Source organism: Streptococcus sp. HMSC078H12, assembly GCF_001814615.1.
Lineage (GTDB): Bacteria > Bacillota > Bacilli > Lactobacillales > Streptococcaceae > Streptococcus > Streptococcus salivarius_F.
This window is the reverse complement of sequence record NZ_KV817316.1, coordinates 1-19,380: the sequence shown is the minus strand read 5'-3', so window position 1 is coordinate 19,380 and position 19,380 is coordinate 1. Positions and strand designations below refer to the sequence as shown.

Below are 19,380 nucleotides of genomic sequence, written 5' to 3'. Positions count from 1 at the left end.
TGGTATCATAACTCTATTAGAATAGGGAGGTATTACCATGCCAAAAGACGTTACTGTTGAAAGTTTTGAACTTGATCATACCATTGTAAAAGCGCCTTATGTCCGTCTTATTTCAGAGGAAGTTGGACCTAAAGGAGATATCATTACAAACTTTGATATCCGTTTAATTCAACCTAATGAAAATAGTATTGACACAGGTGGTCTTCATACTATCGAACACCTACTCGCTAAACTGATCCGTCAACGTATCGATGGACTTATTGATTGCTCACCATTTGGTTGCCGTACAGGCTTCCATATGATTATGTGGGGTAAACAAGATCCTACAGAAATTGCTAAAGTTATCAAATCTAGTCTTGAAGCTATTGCTAACGAGATTACATGGGAAGATGTTCCAGGAACTACCATTGAATCTTGTGGTAACTACAAGGATCACAGTCTTCATTCAGCTAAGGAATGGGCTAAACTTATCCTTGAGCAAGGTATCTCAGACCAAGCCTTCGAACGCCATACCGTTTAAAAAACATTGGGATATATCCCAATGTTTTTTAGTATTTTCTAAAACGTTGATAACGCGCTTCAAGCAAGTCCTCTGTTGATAATTGGCTTAATTCTGCCAACTCATCTACGATTGCTGTCTTAATCGCTTCAATAATTTCACTTGTAAAGTAACCACGTTCTGGAATCACCTTATCAACGATTCCCATATTAAGCAACTCGCCTGATGTAATCTTCATCAACTCTGCTGCCTCTTCTGAACGTGAGCCATCTTTCCAGAGAATAGTCGCAAACCCTTCCGGACTCAAGATAGAGTAGATGGTATTTTCAAGCATCCAAACCTTATCGGCTACCGCCAAGGCAAGAGCTCCTCCCGAACCACCTTCACCAATGATGATGGCAATAATTGGCACCTTAAGATCACTCATTTCCATAAGGTTACGCGCAATTGCCTCACCTTGTCCACGTTCCTCTGCTCCAACACCAGGATAAGCACCTGCAGTATTGATAAAGGTAACAACTGGACGACCAAACTTTTCAGCCTGTTTCATAAGTCGAAGAGCCTTACGATAGCCCTCTGGATGTGGTTGGCCAAAGTTACGGTTAAGGTTGTCTTGAAGATTTCTACCTTTTTGAATACCCACTACAGTAACAGCTTGACCATTTAAACGACCAATACCACCAATAACGGCACCATCGTCTCGGAAATTACGGTCGCCATGAAGTTCGATAAAATCATCGAAGATTCCTTGGGCAAAGTCCAAAGCAGTTAAACGGCCTTGGTCACGCGCTTCTTTTAAAATACGTGCTACGTCGCTCATTGAACACCTCCATGGAATGATAAGAGTGTGGCAATGGTATCAGCCAACTCTGTACGTTTAACAATGGCATCAACAAAACCATGTTCTTGAAGGAACTCAGCCTTTTGGAAATCATCTGGCAAAGTTTCGCGAACTGTGTTTTCAATGACACGACGACCTGCGAAACCAATCAAGGTTTGTGGCTCAGCCAAGATAATGTCACCTTCCATAGCGAAACTTGCTGTAACCCCACCAGTGGTTGGATCTGTCAAGACAGTCAGATACAACAAGCCAGCATTAGAATGACGTTTTACGGCTGCTGAAATCTTAGCCATTTGCATCAAACTCATAATACCTTCTTGCATACGAGCACCACCAGATGCTGTAAAAATAACAACTGGAAGTTTTTCTTCAATCGCATGTTCAAAGAGCTGGGTGATTTTTTCACCAACAACAGTTCCCATTGAAGCCATGATAAAGTTAGAATCCATAATAGCCAAGGCTGTTCTTTGTCCCTTGATAGTTGCAACGCCTGTCACAACTGCTTCATCAAGACCAGTTTTTTCCTTGGTTGCCGCTAATTTCTCCATATAACCTGGGAAATTCAATGGATTTTTGGTTTCAATTCCTGTAAAAAGTTCCTGGAAAGAACCCTCATCAACCGTTAAATCGAGACGTTCTTTAGCTGAAATACGGAAGGTATAAGAACAATTTGGACAAATTTTAGCTTGTCCCAAGTCCTTTTGATAAATAGCTTGTTTACACCCAGGACATTTGGCAAAAAGTTCATCTGGAACTTCTGGCACTTGGTGATCAACCCCATTACGTACAGAACGGTTAGGATTGATACGGATATACTTTTCTTTTCGATCAAATAATCCCATAAACTTTATTCCTCACGATTCTGATAATCTGGTAGGAAGGTCTCCATCAAGAAGGAAGTATCATAATCCCCAGCGATAACGCTACGATCTGAAATCAAATCCAACTGGAAGTCAGCATTAGTCACAACACCATCGATTTCGAGTTCGTAAAGGGCACGTTGCATCTTCATGAGTGCCTCAAATCGATTCTCTCCATGAACAATGATTTTGGCAATCATTGAATCATAGTAAGGTGGAATAGTATAGCCAGGATAGACTGCACTGTCTACACGAAGACCAACACCACCACTAGGTAGATAGAGATTGCTAATTTTCCCTGGACTAGGTGCAAAATTGAACTTAGGATTTTCTGCATTGATACGACACTCAATAGCATGTCCCTTGATTTCAATATCATCTTGGGTCACAGAGAGTTTTTCACCTGCGGCAATACGGATTTGTTCTTTAACAATATCCACACCACTTACAAATTCTGTAACTGGGTGCTCAACTTGAACACGGGTGTTCATTTCCATAAAGTAGAACTGACCTGTTTTCTCATCAAGAAGGAACTCGATAGTACCCGCATTTTCATAATTAACAGCCTTAGCGGCACGGACAGCCGCTGAACCAATTTCGTGACGAAGTGTCTTACCAATAGCAACTGACGGTGATTCTTCCAAAACCTTTTGGTTATTACGTTGAAGAGAGCAATCACGCTCACCTAGGTGAACAATATTACCATAGCTATCTCCCAAAATTTGAACCTCGATATGACGAGCTGGGTAAATAACTTTTTCAATATACATCGCCCCATTACCAAAGGCTGCTTTAGCTTCTTGTGACGCAGATTCGAAGGCAGGAGCTAACTCTTCTTCAGTGTTAACCTTACGAATCCCCTTACCGCCACCACCAGCAGAAGCCTTAAGCATTACTGGGTAACCAAGACGGTTGGCAACCTCTAAAGCCTCCTCAACTGTAAAGACTTCACCATCTGAACCAGGAATTACAGGGACATTAGCCTTAATCATTTCAGCACGGGCATTGATTTTATCACCCATCTTGTCCATGACTTCGCCTGAAGGACCAATAAACTTGATGTTCATTTCTTCACAGAGAGTGGCAAATTTAGAGTTTTCACTCAAGAAACCAAACCCTGGATGAATAGCTTGAGCCTCAGTCACAATAGCAGCTGATAGGACACGATTCATATTCAAATAAGAATCCGTTGATTTTGCAGGCCCGATACAAATAGCTTCATCAGCGAGCATAGTATGTAGAGAATCCTTATCCGCTTCAGAATAAATAGCAACCGTTTGGATACCCAATTCACGCGCTGCACGGATAATACGCACTGCAATTTCACCACGATTGGCAATCAATAATTTTTTAAACATAAAACAAGATAACATCAGACATTTTTTGATAGTCTGTGTTGATTTCCTTTCTATGTGATAGACCAATATCTAAAGAAAAATCCTTTCCGACTGTCGCCAGAAGGATTTTCACAAAACATTAGCTTCCAATAGCAAAAGTCAAAGTACCTGATGCAGCAAGTTTACCATTGACTTCAGCCTTAGCTTCAACAACAGCAATTGTTCCACGACGTTTAACAAACTTAGCTGTCATAACAAGTTGGTCACCAGGAACCACTTGTTTTTTAAATTTAACCTTATCCATACCTGCATAAAAGACTAGTTTGCCCTTGTTTTCAGGTTTAGACAATTCAAGAACACCAGCTGTTTGCGCCAGGGCTTCCATGATAAGAACGCCAGGCATAACTGGGTATTGAGGAAAATGTCCATTAAAGAAAGGTTCATTGATCGTTACATTTTTAATAGCTGTGATTTCGTCTTCTGAAACTTCTAGCACACGGTCAACCAAAAGCATTGGATAACGGTGTGGTAAAGCTTCACGAATAGCATTAATATCAATTGTCATTTGATGCGTACCAATCCTTTTCCGTAGTCAACAACTTCTTCATTCGCTACCAAGATTTCAGTAATAACACCATCTTTAGGTGCTGGCACTTCATTCATCACCTTCATTGCTTCAACAATAAGAAGCGTTTGACCTTTCTTAACAGTATCACCAACAGAAACAAAGGCTGGTTTTTCAGGTGATGGAGACAAGTAAGCCACACCAACAAGTGGACTTTCAACCACTTCACCTTCAGCAGCTTGAGCAGGAGCAGAAGCTTCTTTAACTGGTGTTGCTGGAGTTTCAACAGCGGTAGGCGCTGCTACTGGAGCTTGAGGAGCTGGCGCAACTACTTCAACTGTAGGAGCTACTGGGGCAGCTGTTACTGAACTTGTTTGATTTTTGCTCAAGTTCAATTCTTCACCGTTATTTTTGTATGAAAATTCACGTAAAGTTGATGCATCAAATTGAGCCAATAAATCTTTGATTTCAGAAATATTCATGAATTAAGCCTCCCAACGTTTAAAGGCAAGAACAGCATTGTGTCCACCAAAACCGAAGGTATTTGAAATTGCATACTCAATATCAGCTTCTTGACCTTCACCATAAACAACATTAGCTTCGATGTAGTCAGACAATTCTTTTGTACCAGCAGTTTTCGGTACATAGCTATGACGAATCGCTTCGATTGTTGCAATAGCTTCAACTGCACCAGCAGCACCTAGCAAGTGACCTGTAAATGATTTAGTAGATGAAACTGGAACATCTTTACCAAGTACAGAAACAATGGCACCACTTTCACCCTTTTCATTAGCAGGTGTTGATGTCCCGTGAGCATTGACATAATCAACATCTTCAGGTTTGATACCAGCTTCATTGATAGCCAATTTAATTGCTTTAGCAGCACCTGAACCGTCTGGAGTTGGTGTTGTCATGTGGTAGGCATCACAGTTTGATCCGTAACCAACAATCTCAGCCAAGATGTTAGCACCACGTTTTTGGGCATGTTCCAAGCTTTCGATAACGAGAACCCCTGCACCTTCACCCATAACAAAACCATTACGGTCTTTATCAAATGGAATTGATGAACGTTCTGGATCCTCTGTTGTTGAAAGTGCTGTAAGAGCATTGAAACCACCAATACCAATCTTAGTGATTGAAGCTTCAGCACCACCAGCCAAGACAACATCATGCAAACCGAATTTAATTTCACGGAAGGCTTCACCGATTGCATCATTGGCAGAGGCACAAGCAGTCGTCACTGATTTACATACCCCTTGAGCACCAATTTTAAGAGCAATGTTACCAGCACCCATGTTTGAAAGTGCTTTAGGGATAAACATTGGTTTGATACGTTTCATCCCACGTTCGTGCATACGAATGATTTGATCTTCAAGTTCTTGAAGACCACCGATACCAGATGACACGATGACACCAACACGATCACGATCTTCTTCTTCCATGTTAAGTCCTGAATTTTCAAGAGCTTCCATAGCAGCATAAATCGCATAAAGTGAGTAAGTGTCCATACGGTTAGTATCTTTTTTCACAAAGTACTTATCGAACGGGAAATCTTGGATTTCACCAGCGTTAAAGACTGGAATTTCAGAAGCATCGAACTTCGTAATTGGTTTGATACCAATTTTACCGTCATGAAGACTGTTCCAAAATTCTTCTGGTGTATTACCGATTGGTGAGGTTACGCCGTAACCTGTAACAACAACACGATTTGTAGACATATATATTCTCCTTTTGTCGGGTGGATATTCTAGTAAATGACTTTTTGATATTGACATTCAATTATTGCATGGTCATACCACCATCAATAGCGATGGTTTGACCTGTGAGATATTCTTGACTAGCCAAGAATGCTGCAACTTCAGCCACTTCTTCTGCTTGACCAATACGTTTCATTGGCACTTGAGCAATCATAGCATCTTTCATTTTCTCTGGAATAGCGTCAGTCATATCTGATTCAATGAAACCAGGAGCAATAGCATTGACACGGACACCACGAGCCGCAACTTCACGCGCCACTGATTTTGTAAAACCAATCAAACCAGCTTTTGAAGCCGCATAGTTAGCTTGACCAATATTCCCCATGAGACCTACAACAGATGACATATTGATGATGGCACCTTGACGAGCCTTAGACATTGGTTTTAAGACAGCCTGTGTCATATTGAAAGCACCAGTCAAGTTGATTTTCAAGACACGTTCAAAATCTTCTTCACTCATCTTCAACATCAACTTATCGTTAGTGATACCAGCATTATTAACTAGCACATCAACACTACCAAGCTTTTCAATAGCTTCAGCTACCATACGTTTAGCATCTTCACCGTTAGAAATATCACCTGAGATACCTACAACAGTTACACCATAATCTGCAAACTGTGCAAGCAAGTCCTCAGAGATTTCAGAACGTCCATTTAGAACAACATTGGCACCAAGACTAGCAAATTTGTGTGCCACAGCTAATCCAATTCCACGTGTTGAACCTGTTACAAAAACATTTTTATTCTTAAGTTCCATGTTTACCTCGTTTTAAGCATTAAGAAGGGCATCAAGACTAGCTTGATCTTCAACATTATGAGTTGGTAAGGTTTTATCAATTTTCTTCAAGAAGCCTGACAAGACTTTTCCTGGACCAATCTCAATTACTTCATCTACACCAAATTCTTGGATAGTGGCAATCGAATCATAAAAACGTACAGGTTCCATCACCTGACGAGCCAAAAGTGCTTTGACGTCTTCTGACTTCATGATTTGAGCCTCAGTATTACCTACTAAAGGAAGCGTAAAGTCCTTGAATGACACTTTCTCAAGTTCTGTTACCAATTTTTGACTAGCTGGTTCAAGTAAAGCTGTATGGAACGGCCCTGAAACATTAAGAGGAATCAGACGTTTAGCACCAACTTCTTTAAGCAATTCCACAGCATAATCAACAGCCTCAACTTCACCACCAATAACAATTTGTGCTGGAGTATTATAGTTAGCAGGCGTCACTACACCCTTTTCAGATGCTTTTTGACAGATTTCTTCAATCAAACTTGGATCTGTATTCATGACAGCAACCATTTTCCCACTTCCAGCAGGAGCAGCTGTTTCCATGAATTCTCCACGTTTAGCAACCAAGGCTACCGCATCCTCAAATGAGAGTGCTCCAGCCGCAACCAGGGCAGAATATTCACCCAAAGAGAGACCGGCAACAATATCAGGAGTGATACCATTTTCTGCCAAAAGGCGATAAATGGCTACTGACGTTGTCAAAATAGCTGGTTGAGTATAGCGTGTCTGATTAAGTTTTTCTTCGTTAGAATCAATCAATTCACGCAAATCATAACCTAGAATACGACTAGCCGTATCAAATGTCTCTTTGACAACGGGATAAGTCGCATACAAATCGCTCGCCATGCCCAATTTCTGAGCCCCTTGACCAGCAAATAAGAACGCACGTTTTGTCACTTTCCTAATCCTTTCGACGTTTTTAGACGTTTACATCTGCCCAACGAGCAGCTTCTTCTTTAATCACCTTAGCAGCGCCTGTGTATAGGTCTTCCAAGATTTCTGCACATGTTTCTTCTTTACGAACAAGACCTGCAATTTGTCCAGCCATAACTGAACCATATTCCACATCTCCATCAACAACCGCGTTACGAAGGGCACCTGCACCAAGCTCTTCAATTTCCTCTTGAGTCTTCTTACCAGCTAAGAAATCTTTTTCAGCTTGATTATATTCAGTAGCCAATTTATTCTTGATCGCACGAACTGGGTGTCCAACAACTGAGGCTGAAATAACAGTATCAATATCTTTAGCCTTCAAAATCTTATCTTTGAAGTTTTGGTGTGCATTAGATTCTTTAGCAACAGCGAAACGCGTACCAACCTGAACAGCTTCTGCTCCAAGCATAAGAACAGCAGCCATACCACGTCCATCAGCAACACCACCAGCTCCAATAACTGGGATAGATACCGCATCAGCAACTTGGCGAACAAGTGCCATAGTTGTCAATTTACCGATGTGACCACCAGCTTCCATACCTTCTGCGACAACAGCATCTGCTCCAAGTTTTTCCATACGTTTAGCAAGTGCTACCGATGGAATAACTGGGATTACTGTAATTCCAGCATCGTGGAAACGCTCCATATATTTACCTGGATTTCCGGCTCCTGTTGTAACAACCTTAACGCCCTCTTCGATAACGAGGTCAACGATGTCATCTGCAAATGGTGACAAAAGCATGATATTAACACCGAAAGGTTTGTCAGTGATTTGTTTTACTCTATCAATATTAGCTTTTACCACTTCTTTAGGGGCATTACCGCCACCAATAATTCCGAGTCCACCAGCATTTGAAACGGCTCCTGCCAAGTCGCCATCAGCAACCCAGGCCATACCACCTTGGAAGATTGGATATTTAATTCCTAACAGTTCTGTAATACGAGATTTCATTTTGCACCTTTTTTCGATTTTCTAATCAAATAAATAGTTTAATAATCAAAGTAATTGTATAAACAAAGGAGAATATCCCAAATAAGAATATTCTCTATGCCCTGCTTATTTAGTTTTTTCTTCTACGTAAGCAACAAGGTCACCAACAGTGTTAAGACCTTCTTCAGTTTCGATTTGGATATCGAACTCATCTTCGATTTCTGAGATAACTTGGAACACGTCAAGTGAGTCAGCGTCAAGTTCGTCAAAAGTAGTTTCTACTTTTACTTCTTCTGCATCTTTCCCAAGTTCTTCAACGATGATTTCTTGTACTTTTTCAAATACTGCCATTTTAATTTCTCCTTTAAGATAAATATATTTCTTATAATCTATGCTGGTGCATAATTTATATAACTAGATTTTAACAATAAGACTGCCCCATGTCAAACCCCCACCAAAACCTGATAAGAGAATTGTTTGACCGCTGTCTAATTTTAAGGTCCCATTCGCCACGTTTTCAGAAAGCAGAATTGGGATACTTGCCGCACTGGTATTACCATAAGACATCATGTTTGCCAAGAATTTATCACGACTGACATCGATTTTCTTAGCCATAATATCCAAAATACGAATATTAGCTTGATGAAGAAGGAAGTAATCAGGCTCACCTTTTTCTTCAACCAAGGCCTTAATACTCTTTGAAACCGTCTTAACGGCAAAATCAAAGATTGCTTTCCCATCCATTTGCATATAGGGATTAGGCTGATCAGACTCATCTGAATAAGGCGAGATAACTGCAGAAGCTCCTGACTCAAGACCACCCTTGCTACCATCGGTATTTAAAGATTCTCCGAAGAAATGTTCTTCTTCAGTTTCTTCCAAGAGGACTCCGCCAGCACCATCTCCAAAGAGGACAGCTGTTGTACGGTCAGACCAGTCTAAAGTTTTTGAAAGAACTTCAGAACCAATGACTAAACCTTTTTTGTATGCGCCTGACTTTATCAATTTTTCTGCGGTTGCTAAAGCAAAGATAAACCCACTACATGCCGCAGTAATATCAAAAGCAAAGGCGTTGACTGCACCAATTGCTCCTTGAACTCGAGCCGCTACTGACGGCATAGAACTATCAGGAGAAATCGTTGCAACTAAAACAAAGTCTAGTTCCTCAGGAGCTAATCCTGATTTTTCTAATAGCTGATAAGCAACATTGGTAGCTAAATCACTCGTATTCTCATTCAATGAGATGCGACGTTCCTGAATACCGGTACGTGAGCGAATCCACTCATCGCTAGTATCCATGATTTTTGATAGGTCATCATTAGTCACGACCTGAGCAGGTGCATAATGGGCAACCTGACTAATTTTTGCAAATGCCATTATTTCAACTCCTCAAGAAATGCGTGGAGATTTTCCAATCCCTTGCTCATAACCTTCAATTCCTCGTCGTTAAAGCCTTCTGTAATCCTCATCACCATTGATTTATGAAAACGACGGTGAAGACGATATACCAAACGACCCTTTTTAGAGAGCGAAAGATGGACCACACGACGGTCAACTGATGAACGCGTACGGACAATATAACCTTTCTTTTCAAGTTTATTGAGAGATGTTGTTACAGTACCAAGAGTTAGCATGAGTTCTTTAGCTACTGCACTTGGTGTCGTATCTGGATGTGTACCGATCACATCAATGGTATGCATTTCCTTGAGGGAAACATCGTTAAACTTTGAATTCTTTAAACTTGCTTCTTCGATAATAACTACGTTATTAAAAATATCAACAAGATAGCCATCAATTTTGTCGTAATTCACACCAGACTCCTTTCAATAAAACTTTGACTTTCAAAGTATATCAGACTCAAACTAATTTCGCAAGCCCGATTAAAAAACTTTAGTTTTTCTTTTAGAAAATGTGGCTATTTCCCTTGGAATTTAGGTCGACGACGCTCACTATAAGCACGTACCCCTTCTTTGAAGTCTTCTGTGAAAGCAAGAGATTTTTGCAAGTCAAGTTCCAACTTAGCGTAATTTTCCCATCCCGCAAATTCAGATTCCCAAACCATTTCTTTAATGGCTTTAAAGGAATTCACTGAAGAGCGGTTCAATTTTTTAATCAATTGACTCACAGTTTTTTCAAGTTTTTCTGACTCAACAACTTTGTAGGCGATTCCCCAGTCCAAAGCTTTTTCAGCTGATACTGGCTCTCCTGTCATTGTAATTTGAGTCGCACGGTTAATACCGATTGAACGTGTCAAAAGGTAGAGACCTCCAGCGTCAGGTGCCAAACCAACACCTACAAAAGCTTGGATGAATTTAGCTTTATCAGATGCAATCGTAAAGTCTGCTGCAACAGCTAAGTTAGCTGCAGCACCTGCACATGGTCCATCAACTACCATGATGACTGGCTTAGGCAATTTTTTAAGAGCAAAAGAAATTTCATTTACCTGCTCAGCAATACGAACCAAAGACTGTACATCATCTACAGCAACCGCTTTTTGCATTTGATCAAGGTCACCACCAACAGAAAAGACTTTTCCATTAGCATTGATTACCAAGAATTTTACTGACGCATCTTGTTTAGCTTGCTCAATTGCAGCCATAATCTCATCACAAACTGGAATATTAAATCCATTTTGCACTTCTGGACGATTAAGTGTTAAAGTTGCTACTCCATCTTCAACACTATAAAGAATTGTTTCGTAAGCCATTTTTTGCATTCCTCCGATAACTAGTTCCTATATGAAAACCGTATGTTCTTTATATTTTTATCACAATTTTATTTGATGAATAGATAATTTGATTATCAAATCATTCATCGTTAATTTCTAGTATACCATAGTCCATCTAAAGGTCAACAGAAACTTAGAGTTTTTTAATTTGATATATCAAAACACCGAGTTCTACAACTAACTCGGTGTCTCTTCTATTTTAATAAATCTAAAACATCTATAAGCTTATCCAACAAACCTTTGGCTGCACCTTGATCCATGCCAAAACGATTATCTTTAATGGCCCAAACCTCAACACCTGCAGCAACTCCAGCAGCAATACCCTTCTCGCTATCTTCGATAATCAGCGCCTGATTTGCTTCCACATTCAAATGCTTTAAGGCTGTCAGATAAATCTCTGGATTGGGTTTACTCTCTTTAAATTCTTCTCCTGAGAGAACCACATCAAAGAAACCATCCAAATGATTTTCCTCCAAAGCTCTAAGGATATCTGCCTTCACGGAGCTAGAAGCCAAACCTATTTTCAACCCTCGAGATTTCACTTCATTCAAGACTTTTAAAACATCAGGAAAGATTAATTCTTTATAGGGTAAGGGGTTGTCTTGTTTATAGGCATTATACTCTTCTTGTAAAGTTGGCACATCCCAGTTATCATAGTCATCCCTGAGAATATTTTCCCAAACTTGCTTGGTATTTCCACCTATGAAGAAAGACGGGGGTAAATGGTCGATTGAAATTCCCTTTTGAGCTAAGAAACTTGCACGTCGATCATAATAATATTTTTCAGTGTCAAAAAGGACACCATCCATATCAAAAATAATTGCCTCTACCACGGGATATCCTCCTCTTTCTTACTTTATTGTACCATAATCATTCTAAATCTTACTCGCTTTTAAAAACAATGTGACAAATTGTCAGAATTTTGCTATAATTGTAGAGTAATTTAAAATTTTTGGAGTAACTATGAAAGTCATCAAATTCGGTGGAAGCTCACTTGCTTCAGCCACACAATTAGAAAAAGTCTTAAACATTGTAAAATCTGACCCTGAACGTCGCTTTGTCGTTGTCTCTGCCCCAGGTAAACGTAACGATGAAGATACCAAAGTCACAGATGCCTTGATTAAATACTATAAACACTACACAAAGGGTGTTGATGTCAAAGCTGACCAAGAATGGATTATTAACCGCTACCAAGCTATGGTCGATGAGCTAGGCTTCAAATCAACAGAAATGGCGAAGATTGCCAAATCTATCAACGATCTTGCCACTCTTCCGATTGAAGATAATGATTTCCTTTATGATACTTTCCTAGCTGCAGGGGAAGATAATAACGCAAAATTGATTGCTGAATATTTCCGTAATAACGGTATTGAAGCACGTTACGTTCACCCTCGCCAAGCTGGTATTTTTGTCTCAAGCGAACCTGGAAATGCTCGTATCCTTCCAGGAGCTTATGACAAGTTGGAAGAGCTTCGTGAATCAGATGAGGTTCTTGTTATCCCTGGTTTCTTTGGTGTTACCCCTGATAATCAAATTTGTACTTTCTCACGTGGTGGCTCTGATATCACAGGTTCTATCGTTGCAGCTGGGGTTAAGGCAGACTTATATGAAAACTTCACAGATGTAGATGGTATTTTCGCTGCCCATCCTGGTGTCGTTCATGAACCACATTCTATTCCTGAGTTAACTTATAAAGAAATGCGTGAATTGGCTTATGCTGGATTCTCGGTTCTTCATGATGAGGCTCTACTTCCTGCCTATCGTGGTAAAATTCCATTGGTTATTAAAAATACTAATAATCCAGACCATCCAGGCACACGTATTATTCTTGAACACAAGGGAGCAACTGTTCCTGTTGTTGGTATCGCGAGCGATGATAAATTCGTCAGCATCAACATGACCAAATACCTCATGAACCGTGAAGTTGGTTTCGGACGTAAGGTTCTCCAAATCTTGGAAGATTTAAACATCCGTTGGGAACACATGCCTTCTGGAATCGATGATCTTTCAATCATTATTCGAGAACGTGAACTTACCCCAATCAAAGAACAAGAAATCCTTTCATACTTGACTCGTGAACTCGGTGTTGATGAAGTTGAAATTGAACATGGCCTTTCAATTCTCATGATTGTTGGTGAAAATATGAAAGACCACATCGGTGTTACAGCGACAGCAGCTAAAGCGCTCTCTGAAAAACATATTAACCTAGAAATGATTTCTCAAGGTTCTAGTGAGGTTTCTGTTATGTTCGTAATTGAAACTGAGCAAGAAAAAGCAGCCGTCAGAGCTCTTTATGATGCCTTTTTCCGTAGTGACGACTAATCTAAAAACCTATCTCCTTCAGGGGAAAGGTTTTTTCTTTATGAGAAAAACTAAGCCAGCTCTCATGACATCTACTCCAATAGCCAATTCATTGATCAATTATGCATAGCTATTGCAAATCAAAAAACACTAACTTTCGTTAGTGTTTTTTTTACAAGATGTTTTCGTAAGTTTCACGAACAGCATCTGGCCAAACTGAAGTTTGAACCTCACCAATATGTTTCTTACGAAGCAAGAACATAGCCATACGTGATTGACCAATACCTCCACCAATTGTTAGTGGGAAAAGGCCATGTAACAAGGCTTGGTGCCAATCCAATTTCAAACGATCTTGGTCGCCAGTAATTTCAACCTGACGTTTAAGGGCATCTTCATCAACACGAATACCCATTGATGACAATTCAAAAGCATGTCCTAATTGTTCATTCCAAACCAAGATATCCCCATTCAAACCATGGTAACCATTCTCAGACTCAGTTGTCCAGTCATCATAGTCAGGTGCACGGCCATCATGTGGTTTTCCATCAGGAAGAACACCACCGATACCAATCAAGAATACAGCACCATATTCCTTGGTAATAGCATCTTCACGCTCTTTTGGTGTCAAATCAGGGTACTTCTCAACAAGCTCTTCTGAATGGATGAAGGTAATTTTCTTAGGTAAAATTGCTTCAATATCGTAACGTGCTTCAACTGCTAGCTCAGTCAAACGAATGACCTTATAAATGGTTTCAACAGTTTCTTTCAAATAAGCGATATTACGATGTCCGTCAGGAATAACTTTTTCCCAGTCCCATTGATCAACGTAAACAGAGTGCGTTGCATCCAATGAATCTTCATCTGGACGAAGAGCCTTCATATTAACCACGAGCCCTTCACCTTCATTGAAACCAAAACGAGCCAAAGTATGGCGTTTCCATTTTGCTAATGAGTGAACAACTTCGTATGTTGCGTCAGGAATCTGAAGCACATTAACAGTTACAGGATTCTCAATACCGCTCAAATTATCCTGCATACCATCCCCGACCTTACTCAAAATAGGCCCTTGCACTTCAACGACGTCAAGTTTATCAATCAAATACTGTGTAAAAGTATTCTTCACAAAAGAAATTTCCTCTTGTTGATGAATGAAGCTCTTTTTCATACGCTCCTCCTTTAAAAAATCGATAAGCCTATTATACTCCTATTTTTCAGAAAAATAAAGAAATTTTCCAACAATTTTGAAAATTTCTTGTTTTTTATGTTAGGTTATATCACATTTTCTTAGTTAGCTTCACAACTGCTTCTGTTCGAGCCGTATGAGGAAACATATCTACTGACTGGATATAATTAACATCATAAACTTTAGCCAAAGAAACTAGGTCTCTAGCCAAAGTAGATACATTACATGAAACATATACCATTTTTTCAGGAGTGTAGTCCAGTATCGTTTTAAGTAGCTTATCATCTAAACCAGTTCTAGGGGGATCCACAATAAGAGCATCTGCTCGATACCCTTCCTTGTACCAACGTGGAATGATATCTTCTGCTTTACCCACCTCATAGTGAGCATTTTCCAGACCAAGTGATTTGGCATTCTTCCTAGCATCCTCAATAGCCTCAGGAATAATATCCATACCTCGAATACTCTTTACCTTATTTGCAAAAGCAAGTCCAATAGTACCAACCCCACAGTAAGCATCAATAAGATGTTCAGCCTTATCCACATCTAAAGCTTCAACGGCCTGACCATAGAGTACCTCTGTTTGTTGAGGATTCAACTGGTAAAATGCACGAGGAGAGAGAGCGAAGTTATAGTCCAGTACCTCTTCTTGAATAGTGTCTTGCCCCCAAAGAATTTCCGTCTCTTGACCATAAATCTCACTGGATTTCGAATAATTATAATTGACAGCAATTGTTACGATTTCTGGAAAACTTTCCGTCAATTCCTTAACTAATTTTGTGAAAGAAACTGATTTAGAGGTTACAAAAATCAACTGAACCTGATTTGAACCCAAAGCACGTCGTATCATAACTGTACGAATTCCAGCAATTTTGCGCTCATTATAAATTGGTAACTTGTATTTATCTAACAAATTTGTCACCTTATTCATAATGGCTTGAGTTAGCTCATCCTGAACTAGGCAATCATCAATATTAATGAGGCGATGACTCCCTTCCGCAAATAAGCCAGATTTAACTGAGCCACCAAAAGAACGGGTTTGAAATTGTAGTTTAGCTCGGTAATGTTGTGGTTGCTCCATCCCTATTGTTGGACGAATGTCATATGACTCAAAATTAGCCGGTTTAAACTTCTTCAAAGCTTGTCCTAACAAGTCAGTTTTAAACTCTAATTGCTTATCATAACGAAGATGCATTAACTGGCAACCACCACAGTCTTCATAAATATTACATGCAGGTTCGACACGAAACTTAGAAGGTTTATTAATCTTTAATAATTTCGCCTGAACAAAGTTTCTCTTAACAGAAACAATCTGACAGAACACCTCTTCACCCTTCAAAGCCCCTGGCACAAAAACTAGAGTTTTCTTATAAAAACCAATGCCTTCGCCATTGATTCCCATGCGTTTTATCTTAAGCGGGATACGCTGTTTCACTTGTAAATTCATACTACCATTCTAACATTTTGATATAATAATAACTATGAAAATCACAAAAATCGAGAAGAAAAAGAGACTTTATCTCCTTGAGATAGATAAAAAAGAGAGTCTCTACGTTACAGAAGATACCATCGTTAAATACATGTTGACTAAAGAAATGATACTGGACAAAGATCAACTAGAGGATATTAAATCCTTTGCTCAGTTCTCGCATGGTAAAAACTTAGCTCTCTATTTTATTTCATTTAAACAACGTACTGAGAAAGAGGTAAAAGATTACCTTTTCAAACATGAAATAAACCCTCATATAATTCCCAAAATTATTGATAATCTAAAAAAAGATCATTGGATTGATGATTACAAACTCCTAGAAAGTCTAGCTCAACAAAATCTGAATTCAGGTGATAAAGGGGCCTATGTGCTGAAGCAAAAATGGCTTCAAAAAGGTTGTAACAAACAAATCATTGACGATGTTTTAAGCCAATTTGATTTCTCAGAAATAGCCATTAAAGTAGCTTCAAAACTGTTACGAAAATATCAGGGAAAACTACCATCAAAAGCCCTAAAAGATAAATTAACTCAAAGCCTTATCAATAAAGGTTTTTCATTCCAAGAAAGTAAACTAGCAATCGATCATCTAGAACTTGAAGCAGATGAAGAAAATGAGCAAGCTCTACTTTATAAAGAAATTGATAAGCAATATCAAAAATTTAGTAAAAAATACGACGGTTATGAGCTTAAGCAACGCTTGACACAATCTTTAGCCCGAAAAGGTTATGACTTTGATGCGATAGCATCCGCTCTAAGAGAATATTTATAGGTATTCCCCCTCTTTTCAAAAAATTATGATACAATAAAGGGGATAACCCTTATTGTAGAAAGAGGACGCCATGAAATTACCAAAAGAAGGCGACTTTATCACAATTCAAAGTTATAAGCATGATGGTAGTTTGCACCGTACTTGGCGCGATACTATGGTACTAAAGACAACTGAGAATGCTGTTATTGGCGTTAACGACCACACCCTCGTTACTGAAGCAGACGGAAGACGATGGGTAACACGTGAACCTGCTATTGTTTATTTCCACAAAAAATACTGGTTTAATATTATAGCCATGATTAGGGATAACGGCATTTCCTACTACTGCAATTTAGCTAGTCCATATATTTTGGACCAAGAAGCACTAAAATATATAGACTATGACCTAGATGTCAAAGTCTTCGCTGATGGTGAAAAAAAATTGCTAGATGTAGATGAGTATGAAACACATAAAAAAGAAATGCATTACTCTCCTGATATTGACTATATCTTAAAGGAACATGTTAAAATCTTGGTAGATTGGATTAACAATGGTAAGGGGCCATTTTCACAATCTTATGTTAACATCTGGTACAAACGTTATCTTGAACTAAGGAATCGTTAAAGTTGTCATAAAAAAGACTAGTAATAATACTAGTCTTTTTTTGCACTAAAAACTAATGCTTCGGAATCTAAATCCATATTCAAAAGATAACGCCCTTTTTCTACTTGAACAAGATACCCTAATAATTCTAAAGCATCAACAAAAATATTCCTCCTTTTTTGAAGTGCATATTCCTTCCTAACGTATTTTAAAAGAAAGGTTGTAACATGTTTCAAAAAATATTCAGGATTAACATCCCCTAATATATCATATAATCTATTCTGCTCTTCCGATAATGGTAGATTTTCTCTTAATTTATAGAAATAATTTGAAATCGTAAGATCATCTCTCATTATACTCGTTTGTTCAACAATAACAACTTCATTAGTAGAATTACTTATCTCAGTAACAAATCTACGATTTAATAGTTCTAAATAACAAGTAGAATCATCATTAATAAAAAAATGCTGTTCTAAATCAATTTTAGAAGAATCCGACACAAGACTAATTAATAAACGGTAACGTTTCTCGAATCGTTCGATATAGCCTTCTTTTACAAACTCCTCAATTAATTTATCGATATTCTTTTGAAAAGGAAACTGCCTTTTTATTGCTCTCAGGGTCACAGGCTGATTAAGATATAGATAATTCACTATTTCCATAAAAAAAGGTTGCTTACATAGTTTGTTTGGGTTAAATTGTATTATCATAAGAAGTATTATACCATTAATCAGAGGACTAAAAAAAGGCCTGGAGGCCTAATTTTACGCATTAAAGCTTTCAGTCAACTGAGGAACTACCTGTTTCTTACGAGAAACAGCTCCTTCAAGGAAAGCATGATTATTTTCTAAAACAAAATTGAAAGCAGCTTCAACCTTGTCAGTATTTGAACCAAGTGCAAGAATTTCTGAATTAGAATTAAGAATATCAGTAATCATTAAGACAAAGTCAGAGTAACCATTGTTTTTAATTGAGTTATTAATAGCTTCTTCAATTTCCGCTTGACGAGAAAGAACATCAGAAATATCAACTGTATTAACTTGTGCAACACGAACTTGATTACCATTCAATTCAAATGTTTTTGCATCAATATCAATGAGTTCTTCAGCAGATTTTGAAGAAAGATTAGTACCAGCTTTAAGCATAGCAAGACCATATTCATCTAGATTAACACCAGCAATTTCTGCAAGTTCAGCTGCGACAGCAGGATCTGAAGCATGTGTAGTTGGAGATTTAAGAAGAAGAGTATCTGAAATCAAACCTGACAAAAGCAAACCAGCAACTTCCTTAGGAACTTCAACGTTGTTTTCTTTAAACATACGAAAAACAATTGAAGATGCAGATCCAACAGGTTCCAATCGCATCATTAATGGATTAGCAGTTTCAAAGTTAGCCACACGGTGATGGTCGACTACCTCAATAACTTCAACGTCCTTAATATCTGAAATAGATTGTTGAAATTCATTATGGTCTGTAAGAATAACTTGATTAACCCCCTCTGATTGAGCAGACTCAACCACTCGTGGTGCTTCAACACAAAAATAATCAAGAACAAAAGCAGTTTCCTCGTTAGGAGTACCCAAAGCAACAGCTTCAGCATCAACACCAAGTTGACGTTTCAAATAAGCGTATCCATAAGAAGACCCGATTGCATCAGAATCAGGATTTTGATGACCAAAAACAAAAACTTTAGACATAAATTCACCTCAAAATAGTATTATAAGCTATTATAACATATAAAAAAAAGAAACAAAATAAAAAGAGTAACCTAAGTTACTCAAAATATAGTCCGTACGGGATTCGAACCCGTG

General features: G+C 38.7%; 22 protein-coding genes. 4 read left to right on the top strand and 18 right to left on the bottom strand.

The window, feature by feature from the left end; translation table 11 throughout:
- The first annotated feature begins 37 nt into the window (after positions 1-37).
- Positions 38-520, top strand: a complete 483-nt coding sequence (locus HMPREF2979_RS01520; protein WP_002885585.1) for an S-ribosylhomocysteine lyase — start codon at positions 38-40, stop codon at positions 518-520.
- A 28-nt stretch (positions 521-548) separates the two neighbouring features.
- Here the strand turns inward: HMPREF2979_RS01520 and HMPREF2979_RS01515 are convergent, their stop codons facing one another.
- The 14 genes from HMPREF2979_RS01515 to HMPREF2979_RS01450 form a co-directional block, all read right to left on the bottom strand.
- A complete protein-coding gene (locus tag HMPREF2979_RS01515; RefSeq protein ID WP_002885482.1) occupies positions 549-1,319 on the bottom strand; it encodes an acetyl-CoA carboxylase carboxyl transferase subunit alpha in 771 nt (256 codons plus the stop codon).
- Positions 1,316-2,182: an acetyl-CoA carboxylase, carboxyltransferase subunit beta gene (gene accD, locus HMPREF2979_RS01510; protein ID WP_070654763.1), complete on the bottom strand. Its 867-nt coding sequence runs from the start codon at positions 2,180-2,182 to the stop codon at positions 1,316-1,318. The genes HMPREF2979_RS01515 and accD overlap by 4 nt, the downstream gene beginning before the upstream one ends.
- A gap of 5 nt (positions 2,183-2,187) precedes the next feature.
- Entirely contained in the window at positions 2,188-3,558 is a 1,371-nt protein-coding gene (locus HMPREF2979_RS01505; protein WP_060972093.1) for an acetyl-CoA carboxylase biotin carboxylase subunit, read from the bottom strand.
- Positions 3,559-3,676: 118 nt separating this feature from the next.
- A complete protein-coding gene (gene fabZ / locus HMPREF2979_RS01500; protein ID WP_070654761.1) occupies positions 3,677-4,102 on the bottom strand; it encodes a 3-hydroxyacyl-ACP dehydratase FabZ in 426 nt (141 codons plus the stop codon).
- The gene (gene accB, locus HMPREF2979_RS01495; RefSeq protein WP_070654759.1) at positions 4,099-4,584 is read right to left on the bottom strand and encodes an acetyl-CoA carboxylase biotin carboxyl carrier protein; all 486 of its coding nucleotides are present in this window, start codon (positions 4,582-4,584) and stop codon (positions 4,099-4,101) included. The genes fabZ and accB overlap by 4 nt, the downstream gene beginning before the upstream one ends.
- 3 nt (positions 4,585-4,587) lie before the next feature.
- Complete coding sequence (gene fabF / locus HMPREF2979_RS01490) at positions 4,588-5,820, bottom strand: beta-ketoacyl-ACP synthase II (RefSeq protein ID WP_002885574.1); 1,233 nt, start codon at positions 5,818-5,820, stop codon at positions 4,588-4,590.
- Between the two features lie 61 nt (positions 5,821-5,881).
- Complete coding sequence (fabG, locus tag HMPREF2979_RS01485) at positions 5,882-6,616, bottom strand: 3-oxoacyl-[acyl-carrier-protein] reductase (protein ID WP_002886656.1); 735 nt, start codon at positions 6,614-6,616, stop codon at positions 5,882-5,884.
- A 12-nt stretch (positions 6,617-6,628) separates the two neighbouring features.
- Positions 6,629-7,549 carry an ACP S-malonyltransferase gene (gene fabD, locus HMPREF2979_RS01480; protein ID WP_070654757.1) on the bottom strand — a complete coding sequence of 307 codons (921 nt, stop codon included), beginning with the start codon at positions 7,547-7,549 and terminating at the stop codon, positions 6,629-6,631.
- 22 nt (positions 7,550-7,571) lie between these two features.
- Positions 7,572-8,537: an enoyl-[acyl-carrier-protein] reductase FabK gene (gene fabK, locus HMPREF2979_RS01475; RefSeq protein WP_021144652.1), complete on the bottom strand. Its 966-nt coding sequence runs from the start codon at positions 8,535-8,537 to the stop codon at positions 7,572-7,574.
- A gap of 105 nt (positions 8,538-8,642) precedes the next feature.
- Entirely contained in the window at positions 8,643-8,867 is a 225-nt protein-coding gene (locus tag HMPREF2979_RS01470) for an acyl carrier protein (RefSeq protein ID WP_002885495.1), read from the bottom strand.
- Between the two features lie 63 nt (positions 8,868-8,930).
- Positions 8,931-9,893, bottom strand: coding sequence for a beta-ketoacyl-ACP synthase III (locus HMPREF2979_RS01465; protein WP_064520576.1), 963 nt, complete (start codon positions 9,891-9,893; stop codon positions 8,931-8,933).
- Positions 9,893-10,327, bottom strand: a complete 435-nt coding sequence (locus HMPREF2979_RS01460; RefSeq protein ID WP_002885562.1) for a fatty acid biosynthesis transcriptional regulator FabT — start codon at positions 10,325-10,327, stop codon at positions 9,893-9,895. The genes HMPREF2979_RS01465 and HMPREF2979_RS01460 overlap by 1 nt, the downstream gene beginning before the upstream one ends.
- Before the next feature lie 104 nt (positions 10,328-10,431).
- On the bottom strand, positions 10,432-11,223 hold the full coding sequence (locus HMPREF2979_RS01455) for an enoyl-CoA hydratase (protein WP_037601410.1): 792 nt from the start codon (positions 11,221-11,223) through the stop codon (positions 10,432-10,434).
- 215 nt (positions 11,224-11,438) lie between these two features.
- Positions 11,439-12,077 carry an HAD family hydrolase gene (locus tag HMPREF2979_RS01450; RefSeq protein ID WP_037601412.1) on the bottom strand — a complete coding sequence of 213 codons (639 nt, stop codon included), beginning with the start codon at positions 12,075-12,077 and terminating at the stop codon, positions 11,439-11,441.
- 130 nt (positions 12,078-12,207) lie between these two features.
- Between HMPREF2979_RS01450 and HMPREF2979_RS01445 the strand changes: the two genes are divergently transcribed.
- Positions 12,208-13,566 carry an aspartate kinase gene (locus HMPREF2979_RS01445; RefSeq protein WP_070654755.1) on the top strand — a complete coding sequence of 453 codons (1,359 nt, stop codon included), beginning with the start codon at positions 12,208-12,210 and terminating at the stop codon, positions 13,564-13,566.
- A 151-nt stretch (positions 13,567-13,717) separates the two neighbouring features.
- On the opposite strand, the gene asnA is transcribed toward HMPREF2979_RS01445, so the two are convergent.
- Together asnA and rlmD are read right to left on the bottom strand one after the other, a co-directional pair.
- Positions 13,718-14,710: an aspartate--ammonia ligase gene (gene asnA, locus HMPREF2979_RS01440; protein ID WP_013990097.1), complete on the bottom strand. Its 993-nt coding sequence runs from the start codon at positions 14,708-14,710 to the stop codon at positions 13,718-13,720.
- A gap of 109 nt (positions 14,711-14,819) precedes the next feature.
- A complete protein-coding gene (gene rlmD / locus HMPREF2979_RS01435; RefSeq protein WP_070654754.1) occupies positions 14,820-16,175 on the bottom strand; it encodes a 23S rRNA (uracil(1939)-C(5))-methyltransferase RlmD in 1,356 nt (451 codons plus the stop codon).
- A gap of 34 nt (positions 16,176-16,209) precedes the next feature.
- Here rlmD and recX point away from each other — a divergent pair, with 34 nt between their 5' ends.
- Positions 16,210-16,986: a recombination regulator RecX gene (gene recX, locus HMPREF2979_RS01430; RefSeq protein WP_070654751.1), complete on the top strand. Its 777-nt coding sequence runs from the start codon at positions 16,210-16,212 to the stop codon at positions 16,984-16,986.
- 70 nt (positions 16,987-17,056) lie between these two features.
- Positions 17,057-17,590, top strand: coding sequence for a nucleoside tri-diphosphate phosphatase (locus HMPREF2979_RS01425; RefSeq protein WP_002886644.1), 534 nt, complete (start codon positions 17,057-17,059; stop codon positions 17,588-17,590).
- A 29-nt stretch (positions 17,591-17,619) separates the two neighbouring features.
- On the opposite strand, the gene HMPREF2979_RS01420 is transcribed toward HMPREF2979_RS01425, so the two are convergent.
- Both HMPREF2979_RS01420 and HMPREF2979_RS01415 read right to left on the bottom strand, forming a co-directional pair.
- A complete protein-coding gene (locus tag HMPREF2979_RS01420; protein WP_070654749.1) occupies positions 17,620-18,279 on the bottom strand; it encodes a DUF1803 domain-containing protein in 660 nt (219 codons plus the stop codon).
- Between the two features lie 54 nt (positions 18,280-18,333).
- Positions 18,334-19,266 carry a manganese-dependent inorganic pyrophosphatase gene (locus HMPREF2979_RS01415; protein WP_070654747.1) on the bottom strand — a complete coding sequence of 311 codons (933 nt, stop codon included), beginning with the start codon at positions 19,264-19,266 and terminating at the stop codon, positions 18,334-18,336.
- Positions 19,267-19,380: the final 114 nt, after the last annotated feature.